Annotated in this window: 11 protein-coding genes and 2 pseudogenes; 12 read left to right on the top strand and 1 reads right to left on the bottom strand. The window is 63.6% G+C overall.

The genetic code is table 11. The features are described from left to right. Both VZ95_RS21565 and VZ95_RS21560 read left to right on the top strand, forming a co-directional pair. Window positions 1-420: pseudogene (locus tag VZ95_RS21565) on the top strand (3-keto-5-aminohexanoate cleavage protein); the annotation flags it as partial. Window positions 421-461: 41 nt separating this feature from the next. Then, window positions 462-1,010 carry a VOC family protein gene (locus tag VZ95_RS21560; RefSeq protein ID WP_198148081.1) on the top strand — a complete coding sequence of 183 codons (549 nt, stop codon included), beginning with the start codon at window positions 462-464 and terminating at the stop codon, window positions 1,008-1,010. On the opposite strand, the gene VZ95_RS04315 is transcribed toward VZ95_RS21560, so the two are convergent. Continuing rightward, the gene (locus VZ95_RS04315) at window positions 974-2,209 is read right to left on the bottom strand and encodes a LysR family transcriptional regulator (protein WP_052711469.1); all 1,236 of its coding nucleotides are present in this window, start codon (window positions 2,207-2,209) and stop codon (window positions 974-976) included. The genes VZ95_RS21560 and VZ95_RS04315 overlap by 37 nt on opposite strands. A 144-nt stretch (window positions 2,210-2,353) precedes the next feature. Here VZ95_RS04315 and VZ95_RS04310 point away from each other — a divergent pair, with 144 nt between their 5' ends. From VZ95_RS04310 to VZ95_RS04275, 10 genes and pseudogenes are all read left to right on the top strand, one after another. Continuing rightward, on the top strand, window positions 2,354-3,043 hold the full coding sequence (locus tag VZ95_RS04310) for a 4-carboxy-4-hydroxy-2-oxoadipate aldolase/oxaloacetate decarboxylase (RefSeq protein WP_052711468.1): 690 nt from the start codon (window positions 2,354-2,356) through the stop codon (window positions 3,041-3,043). Window positions 3,044-3,048: 5 nt separating this feature from the next. Next, window positions 3,049-3,767 (top strand): annotated as a pseudogene (locus tag VZ95_RS27965) (PrpF domain-containing protein); the annotation flags it as partial. A gap of 116 nt (window positions 3,768-3,883) precedes the next feature. After that, window positions 3,884-4,153, top strand: a complete 270-nt coding sequence (locus tag VZ95_RS27955; RefSeq protein ID WP_269747055.1) for a PrpF domain-containing protein — start codon at window positions 3,884-3,886, stop codon at window positions 4,151-4,153. Beyond that, window positions 4,150-5,034 (top strand): NAD(P)-dependent oxidoreductase, encoded by an 885-nt coding sequence (locus VZ95_RS04300; RefSeq protein WP_045774781.1) that lies wholly within the window; start codon window positions 4,150-4,152, stop codon window positions 5,032-5,034. Before VZ95_RS27955 ends, VZ95_RS04300 begins: the two co-directional genes overlap by 4 nt. Continuing rightward, window positions 5,031-6,056: an amidohydrolase family protein gene (locus tag VZ95_RS04295; RefSeq protein ID WP_232302472.1), complete on the top strand. Its 1,026-nt coding sequence runs from the start codon at window positions 5,031-5,033 to the stop codon at window positions 6,054-6,056. The genes VZ95_RS04300 and VZ95_RS04295 overlap by 4 nt, the downstream gene beginning before the upstream one ends. A gap of 2 nt (window positions 6,057-6,058) precedes the next feature. Next, window positions 6,059-6,961 (top strand): amidohydrolase family protein, encoded by a 903-nt coding sequence (locus VZ95_RS04290; protein WP_045774780.1) that lies wholly within the window; start codon window positions 6,059-6,061, stop codon window positions 6,959-6,961. Next, on the top strand, window positions 6,958-7,167 hold the full coding sequence (locus VZ95_RS27950; protein ID WP_198148080.1) for a hypothetical protein: 210 nt from the start codon (window positions 6,958-6,960) through the stop codon (window positions 7,165-7,167). Before VZ95_RS04290 ends, VZ95_RS27950 begins: the two co-directional genes overlap by 4 nt. Then, window positions 7,148-7,354, top strand: coding sequence for a hypothetical protein (locus VZ95_RS25050; protein ID WP_198148079.1), 207 nt, complete (start codon window positions 7,148-7,150; stop codon window positions 7,352-7,354). The genes VZ95_RS27950 and VZ95_RS25050 overlap by 20 nt, the downstream gene beginning before the upstream one ends. After that, window positions 7,347-8,189: a class III extradiol dioxygenase subunit beta gene (locus tag VZ95_RS04280; protein ID WP_045774779.1), complete on the top strand. Its 843-nt coding sequence runs from the start codon at window positions 7,347-7,349 to the stop codon at window positions 8,187-8,189. Before VZ95_RS25050 ends, VZ95_RS04280 begins: the two co-directional genes overlap by 8 nt. 23 nt (window positions 8,190-8,212) lie before the next feature. Continuing rightward, window positions 8,213-8,871, top strand: a 659-nt coding sequence (locus VZ95_RS04275) for a Gfo/Idh/MocA family oxidoreductase (RefSeq protein WP_045774778.1), incomplete at its 3' end; no start/stop codon positions are given.

The raw sequence follows: 8,871 nt of genomic DNA, 5'->3' as shown, positions 1-8,871 counted from the left end.
ATCGAGTTCGCCGCCGACGAGCCCCGCCGCAAAAGCTTTGAAACGCTGCTGCGCGCGATGGGCTTTGCCTGCATCGGGCGGCACCGTTCGAAGGATGTGGCGCTGTGGCAGCAGGGCGATATTCGCTTTATCCTGAATAGCGATGTGGAGGGTTTTGCCCATTCCTATTATGTGACGCATGGGGTTTCGGTCTGCGCCATCGCCCTCAAGGTTGCCAATGCCGCCGAAACCCTGGCGCGAGCGACGGCCCTGCTCGACGTGCCCCATCGCGGTGCCATCGGGCCGGGCGAGCTTGATATTCCCGCCATTCGCGGCCTTGGCGGCAGCCTGATCTATTTCGTCGACGATGCCTCCGCTCTCGGGCGCTGGGCGGAGGTGGATTTATCCCCACCGGCGAGGCGGCAGCGGGCGCGGGGCTGATCGGCGTCGATCATATCGCCCAAACCATGCATTACGAAGAAATGCTGACCTGGCTGCTCTTCTATCTGTCGTTATTCGACGCCCGCAAAACCTCGGCGCAAGCGGTGATGGACCCCGGCGGCGTGGTGCAGAGCCAAGTGATCGAAAGCGGGCTGAGCACGGGGCAGGCCGGGCTGCGGCTGGTGCTCAACGGCTCGCAAAGCGCCCAAACGCTCACCGCGCGCTTCGTGCAGGAATTCTTCGGGTCCGGCGTGCAGCATATCGCCCTGACGACGCGCGATATTCGCGCCACGGTGGCCCGGCTAGCCGCAAATGGGGTGCCGCTGCTGGCGATCCCGGAGAATTATTACGATGATCTCGAAGCCCGAACCGCGCTGAGCGCCGCAGAGATCGATAGTTTTAAGGCCTTGAATATTCTCTATGATGCCGATGCTGAGGGATATTTCCTGCATATCTATACGCAAGTGTTGGACGGCGGCTTCTTTCTCGAAGTCGTGCAGCGGGAGGGGTACCACGGCTATGGGGCGGTGAATGCCCCCATTCGCCTTGCCGCTCAAACGCGAGCGCGCGGGAGCGCTATCGAGCGATGAGCGGCAGGCTCTGGCGCAACCGCTCTAAAAAACGCGGCTTGCAGCAACGTCGGCTTCCAGCCCAACCGCGCGGTAATGCCGATGGGCCGTTCCGATCCGGCGAGGGGGAGCGGCAGCGCAATCAAATGCCCCGTTGCCACCTCGTGCCCCACTTGGCTTTCCGACAGCAGGACTGCGCGGTCGCTGCCCAGCACGAGGGCACGGGTCGCGATGAGCGAGCCACATTCGATCAGCCGGGTTGGAACCGGCAACCCGGCGTGGGTAAAGAGGCGCTCGAACTGCTGGCGAGCGGGGGCACCGGGGGGGGCGACGATCCAATCGAGCTGCGCCAGGGCCTGCGGGGTGGGGCGCGGCAGGCGGGCAATCGGATGGTCGCGCCGAACGATAATGGCAAACGGTTCGCTGAACAGAGCTTCCTGCACAATATCCGGCGTCGGCGGCGGCAGGCGCAGCGCGCCGAGGATAAGATCCAGCGTGCCGCGCCGCAGTTCATGTAACAGATCGTTATAGGGGCCATCGACAATACGAATGCGCGCATCGGGGTAATCGTTCAACACGGCCAGCACGGCGCGCGGCAGGATTTGAGCCCGGGCGAGCGGAAGGCAGCCGATGGCAACCGACCCATCCATAACCCCGCGCCGTTCGCGCAGCTCCTGAACCGCCTGTTGAAGTTCGGCCAGGACAAGACCGGCGTAGCGGGCAAGGCCAATGGCATCGCGACTCGCCACCATGCCGCGCGGGGTGCGTTCGAACAAGGGCGTGCCCCAGAGGGTTTCCAGATCGCGGATGGCGCGGTTCACGCTGGGTTGCGAGACGGAAAGGCGTTCGGCGGCCAGGGTTAGACTGCCGGTTTCGACCGTGAGAATCACCGCGCGCAGATGCACGATCGTGGCAAGCGTGCTGAGTTGCCCCGCCCCGCTCCCGCCCATCGGCACCAACTCCCGTTCAGCGGCGCTGAGATAGGCAAAGGCGCGGGTGATACGATCGGCAAACCGTGCCCCCAAATCGGTCGGATAAAGCCCCGCCGACGTGCGCGTGAAGAGGGGTTCCCCGACCATCGTTTCCAAGCGGCGGATTGCTTGGCTAACGGCGGGTTGGGTGAGGTGCATCACGGCGGCGGCCTCGCTGGTGCTCCCAAATTTTGCAACGGCGGCCACCGCGCGCAAGGCCCGTAGTTTGGGAAGACCGGACAGATCCATAACGCCCTCGTGCGTCGGTTACTCTAACAAAAATTTATACCATAGAGCGGGGAAGTGAGTCGCGTCGAAGCCGCGTTTAGCGTTTGAATTTAAGCTAAGAAAAACGAAGCCACGCTTCGAGAAGGATTGAGGGAGCGCAGACCAATGCCCACCGTTATCACCGATTGCCCGCGCGTGGCCCCGCCGCTCGCGGACCGTTTCCAGGCGTTCGGCGTTGCCACCGTCCATGAGGCACAGGGTCGCACGGGGCTGATGGCCCCCTTCATGCGCCCGATCTACCGCCCGGCCCATATCGCCGGATCAGCGGTGACCTGCACGGTCGCGCCGGGCGATAATTGGACGATCCATGTCGCCGTCGAACAGTGCCAGCCCGGCGATATTCTAGTCGTGACGCCGACCAGCCCCTGCGACGACGGTTATTTCGGCGATCTGCTTGCGGCCTCGCTTCAGTCGCGCGGCGTGCGCGGGCTGATTATTGCGGCGGGCGTGCGCGATATCGCCACGCTGACGGACTTGAAGTTTCCGGTCTGGTCGAAGGCCATCTTCGCCCAAGGTACGGTGAAGGAAACCCTGGGCGACGTGAACCTGCCGATCACCTGCGCCGGGGCTTTGGTTCATCCGGGCGATTTGATCGTCGCCGATGATGATGGCGTCGTCGTCGTGCCGCGCCTCTCCGCCGAAGCCGTGCTGGAAAAATGCGTCGCGCGCGAGGCGAAAGAAGCGCAAACCCGCGCGCGCCTGCAAGCTGGGGAGCTTGGGCTCGACATTTACACCATGCGTCCACGCTTGGCGGAAAAGGGCCTCGTGTATCGGTCGGCCCGCGATCAGGAGTAGGGGATATGCTGAAAGCCATTCCCTGTACGGTGATGCGCGGCGGCACCTCGAAAGGGCTGTATTTTGACGCTGCCGACCTGCCCGCCGACCCTGCTGTGCGCGACCGGGTGCTTCTCGCCGCGATGGGCTCGCCCGATACCCGCCAGATCGATGGGATGGGCGGCGCGCATTCCCTGACCAGCAAGGTCGCGGTGCTCAGCCGCTCGGCCCACCCCGATGCCGATGTGGATTATCTCTTTCTTCAGGTGGTGGTCGATCGGGCCGAGGTCAGCGATAGCCAGAACTGCGGCAATATCCTCGCGGGGGTTGGTCCTTGGGCGATTGAGGCCGGGTGGGTGCCGGTCGCGGGCGACGTCACGCCCGTGCGCATCCATATGGTCAATAGCAAGAGTTTCGCCACCGCCCTAGTGCCGACGCCAGACGGGCACGTCACCTATGAGGCAGTGCGCGCATCGATGGCGTACCGGGGACCGCCGCGCCGATTCCGCTGGAGTTTCTCGACGTGGCCGGCTCCTCCTGCGGCGCGTTGCTGCCAACGGGGAGGGTGCGCGATACGGTCGATGGGATCGACGTGACGTGCATCGATAACGGCATGCCGATTGTGCTGCTGCGCGCTGGCGATTTCGGCCTGTCCGGCACTGAGGCCCCGGAGGTTCTGGAGGCCGATAGCGCGCTGAAAGCCCGCATCGAAGCCTTGCGCCTCAAACTCGGCCCGCTGATGAACCTCGGGGACGTTGCGAAGAAAACCGTGCCGAAAATGACCCTCGTCGCCCCGGCGCAAGACGGCGGCGTGCTGACGACGCGCAGTTTCATTCCGCACCGGTACATGAGGCCATCGGCGTGCTCGGCGCGGTCAGCGTCGCCACCGCCTGCGTTATCCCCGGCTCGATTGCGGCGGAATTTTCCGCTGGGATTTCGGCGGAAGGCGGACGTGTGCTCGATATCGAACATCCGACCGGCTTTTTCTCCGTCGATATGGTGGCGCAGGTTTCCGGCGATCCGTTGAAGCCGGAGGTGGTGGTTTCGCGCTCGGCGCTGTTGCGCACGGCGCGCAAGCTGATGGGCGGCAGTGTTTTCGTGCCCGCGTCGCTCTGGGAGATCGCACCATGATGAGCATCGCCCTGATTGGCTTCGGCGAGGTCGGGCAGATCCTCGCCGATGATATCAAAGACCGGGCCGTGCTGACGGTGTGGGATACGCAGTTCGCCGATCCCGCCGCGAGTCCGCGCCGGGCCGCCACAGTGCGCGGCTTGGCGCTACCCGCATCGGCGGTGGAAGCGGTGGCCGGGGCCGATCTCATTCTCTCGGCGGTGACGGCGGCGCAGACTTTGGCGGCGGCGGAAGCGGTTGCCGAAGGGATTGCCCCCGGCGCGCGCTATCTCGACCTCAACTCGGCCTCCCCTGGGCAGAAGGCGGCAGCGGCGCGGGCGATTGGCGCGCGCGGCGGGGTCTATGTGGAAGGGGCGGTGATGGCACCCTTCCCGCCGAAACGGCTAGCGACGCCGATTCTGCTCGGGGGGCCGAACGGACAAGCCGCGCTCCCGGAATTGGCGGCGCTTGGCTTTGCCGGGGCTAAATTCTTCTCCGAAACCCTCGGGCAGGCCTCCGCTGCCAAAATGTGCCGAAGCGTGATGATTAAGGGTATCGAGGCGCTGCTCACCGAATCCCTACTGGCCGCGCGCCATTACGGCGTCGAGCAAACCGTGTTGACCTCGCTGGATGATCTGCTACCGGGGCCGGATTGGCCGACGCTGGCGCGCTATATGATCTCCCGCTCCCTCGTTCACGGTCGCCGCCGGGCGGAGGAAATGCGCGAGGTCGCCCGCACCGTCAGCGAAGCCGGGGGGCCGTCCTGGATGAGCGCCGCCACCGCCGTGCGTCAAGACTGGGCACCGCAGTTCCACACCGCCGATAGGGCCGAAACCCTGACCGCGCTGCTCGATGCGATCCGCGCCGATGCGGCGTTCGAGCAAAAGGATGCCGCCGAATGATGATTATCGACTGCCACGGCCATTACACCACGGCCCCCGGCCCGCACCAAGATTTCCGCGCGGCGCAGCTCGCCGCCTTCGCCGACCCGTCGCACCCGCCGCCGAAACCGGCCAGCATCAGTGACGATGAAATCCGCGAGAGCGTCGAGAAGAACCAGTTGCGGCTGTTGCGCGAACGCGGGGCGGACCTCACGCTGTTTTCGCCGCGCGCCTCGGCGATGGCGCATCATGAGGGCGACGAGGCGATCTCCCAAGCCTGGACGCGCGCCTGCAATGATCTCATCAAGCGCGTCGTCGATCTCTATCCGGCGCATTTCGTCGGCGTCTGCCAATTGCCGCAGTCGCCGGGCGCGCCGATTGCCAATTCGGTGGCAGAGCTTGAGCGCTGCGTGACCGAGCTTGGCTTCGTCGGCTGCAACCTCAACCCCGATCCGTCGGGGGGGCATTGGACCTCTCAACCCCTCACCGATAAATTCTGGTATCCGCTCTATGAGAAAATGGTCGAGCTGGACGTTCCGGCGATGGTCCATGTCTCGGGTTCGTGCAACTGCAATTTCCACGCGACCGGCGCCCATTACATTAATGCCGATACGACCGCCTTCATGCAGTTCATCGAAGGCGATCTGTTCCGCGATTTCCCGACGCTTCGGTTTGTCATCCCCCACGGCGGCGGCGCGGTGCCCTACCATTGGGGGCGCTATCGCGGCCTCGCCGATATGATGAAGCGCCCGCAGTTGCGCGACCATGTGATGAAGAATGTTTTCTTCGATACTTGCGTGTATCACCAGCCGGGCATCGACTTGCTGTTCAAGGTGATCGACCTCGACAATATTTTGTTCGGCTCGGAAATGGTCGGCGCGGTGCGCGGCATCGATCCTGAAACCGGGCAGTATTTCGACGACACCAAACGTTATCTCGACGCGCTGCCGCTGACCGAGGCGCAACGCCATCAGGTGTTCGAAGGCAATGCCCGCCGCGTCTATCCGCGTCTCGATGCGATTCTGAAAAACCAGGGGCGCTGAGCATGACCAGCTTCACGATGGATGCCGATTGGCTGCCCTTCCACCCCGCCCCGTCGCAACCCGGTTTTCGCCTGCCGCCCGGCGCGGTCGATGCCCACTGCCATGTTTTCGGTCCGGGCGCGATGTTTCCCTATGCCCCCGAGCGGAAATATACGCCCTGCGACGCGCCGAAGGAAAAACTCTGGGCGTTGCGCGATCATCTCGGCTTCAGCCGCAATGTGATCGTCCAGGCCACCTGCCACGGGGCCGATAATCGCGCGGTTGTCGATGCACTGCGCGCCTCGAACGGCAAGGCCAAGGGTATCGCCACCGTCCGCCGCAGCGTGACTGACGCCGAGTTGCTGGAGATGAACGCTGGCGGGATCAAGGGCGTGCGCTTCAACTTCGTCAAGCGCCTGGTCGAGACCACGCCGCCGGATGAACTCTTGGAAATCGCCCGGCGCATCGCCCCCTTGGGCTGGCACGTGGTGATTTATTTCGAAGCGCCGGATTTGCCCGAACTGTACGATTTCATCGCCAGCCTGCCGACGATTGTAGTGGTCGACCATATGGGCCGCCCGGACGTGAGCAAGCCCGTCGAGGGGCCGGAGTTCGGCCTATTCGTCAAGCTGATGCGCGAGAACCCGCGCATTTGGTCGAAAGTCACCTGCCCCGAGCGCCTCAGCCGGTCCGGCCCGCCGGACTACGCCGATGTGGTGCCCTTCGCCCGGCATCTGGTGGAGACGTTCCCCGACCGGGTGCTATGGGGCACCGATTGGCCGCACCCGAACCTGAAATCCCATATGCCGGACGATGGGCATTTGGTCGACATCATTCCGAAAATCGCGCCGACGCCCGACTTGCAGCAGGCGCTGCTTGTCGCCAACCCGATGCGGCTCTATTGGCCGGAGGAAAGTGCCCGATGACCGCGAAAAAACCCTATGCCGATATTCCCGGCACGGTGATCTTCGACGCCGAACAATCGCGCAAAGGCTATCACCTCAATCAATTCTGCATGTCGCTGATGAAGGCCGACAATCGCGCCCGCTTCAAGGCCGATAACCGCGCCTATCTCGATGAATGGCCGATGAGCGAAGATCAGAAGCTGGCCCGTGCTGGCGCGCGACTATAATCGGATGCTGGCGCTGGGCGGCAATGTCTATTTCCTCGCTAAGATTTTCTCGTCGGACGGCCAAAGCTTCCAGCAGGCCGCCGCCGGGATGACCGGCATGACCCAGGAAGACTACGCCGCGATGATGCTGGCGGGCGGGCGTTCGCCCGAAAACGATCACCTGCTGGAGCAAAAACAGCATGGCTAAAATCACCGCCGGCGTCAGCACCTCGCATATTCCCGCCATTGGGGCCGCGCTCGACAATGGCCGCAGCGCCGAGCCCTATTGGGCCAAGGTTTTCAGCGGCTTCGACTTCTCGAAGCGGTGGATTGCCGAAGAAAAACCCGATGTGGTCTTCCTCGTCTATAACGACCACGCCAGTGCCTTCAGCCTGGAGATGATCCCGACCTTCGCCATCGGCTGCGCCGAAAGCTTCAAGCCCGCCGACGAAGGCTGGGGGCCGCGCCCGGTGCCGATTGTGCAGGGCAGCCCCGATTTGGCCTGGCATATCGCCGAAGCGGTGATCCAGAGCGACTTCGATTTGACCATCATCAATAAGATGGATGTCGATCACGGGCTCACCGTGCCCTTGTCGCTGATGTTCGGCCAGCCGGAGGCGTGGCCGTGCCAAGTGATCCCCTTTGCCGTCAATGTGGTGCAATATCCGCCGCCGTCGGGCGCGCGCTGCTATGCGCTGGGCAAAGCCATTCGCAAGGCGATTGAGAGCTTCGACGCAGATCTGAACGTTCAAATCTGGGGCACGGGCGGCATGAGCCACCAGCTTCAGGGGCCGCGCGCCGGGCTTATCAACGCCAAGTTCGACAATCATTTTCTCGATCTGCTGGTGAACGACCCCGAGGCCGCCGCGCGCATCCCGCACGTCGAGTTTATCCGGGAAGCCGGGTCGGAAGGCATTGAGCTGGTGATGTGGCTCATCATGCGCGGCGCTTTGGCCGATACGGTCGAAGAGCTGCACCGATTTTACCATGTGCCCGCGTCGAATACCGCCGTGGGCCATCTCATTCTAAAAAATCCGGCCTAAACCGCCGCGACACGAGGGACGCTATGAAACTCATCCTTGCCGGGCCGGGGGCCTTTGGTCAGAAGCATTTGGACGCACTCAAGCTGATCGACGGCGTTGAAATCGTGGCGCTGGTGGGCCGCGAGCCCGCCGCGACGCAAGAGACGGCGCAGAAATACGGCGTGCCGCACGCGCTCGAAACCCTCGACGAGGCGCTGGCACTGCCCGGCGTCGATGCCGCCATTCTCTGCACACCGACGCAGATGCACGCCGCGCAGGCGCAGCAGTGCCTTGCGGCGGGCAAGCATGTCATGGTCGAAATTCCCCTAGCCGATTCCTGGGCCGACGCGCAGGCGGTAGCGGAAATGCAGAAACAGACCGGCCTTGTTTGCATGGTCGGCCATACGCGCCGCTTCAACCCATCGCACCAATGGATCCATAAGCGCATTCTGGCGGGCGAACTGAAGCTTCAGCAGCTCGACGTGCAGACCTATTTCTTCCGCCGCACCAATATGAACGCGCTCGGGCAGCCGCGTTCCTGGACCGATCATCTGCTCTGGCATCACGCCGCCCATACGGTTGATCTGTTTCAGTATCAAACCGGCGAAAGCATCGTGGCGGCCAATGCGCTGCAAGGCCCGCAGCATCCGAATCTGGGCATTGCGATGGATATGTCGATCCAGATGAAGGCGCAGGGCGGCGC

Origin of the sequence: Elstera litoralis (genome assembly GCF_000963705.1) — a bacterium.
Lineage (GTDB): Bacteria > Pseudomonadota > Alphaproteobacteria > Elsterales > Elsteraceae > Elstera > Elstera litoralis.
Note: the sequence above shows the minus strand (reverse complement) of the source record. Positions and strands in the feature narration are given on the sequence as shown.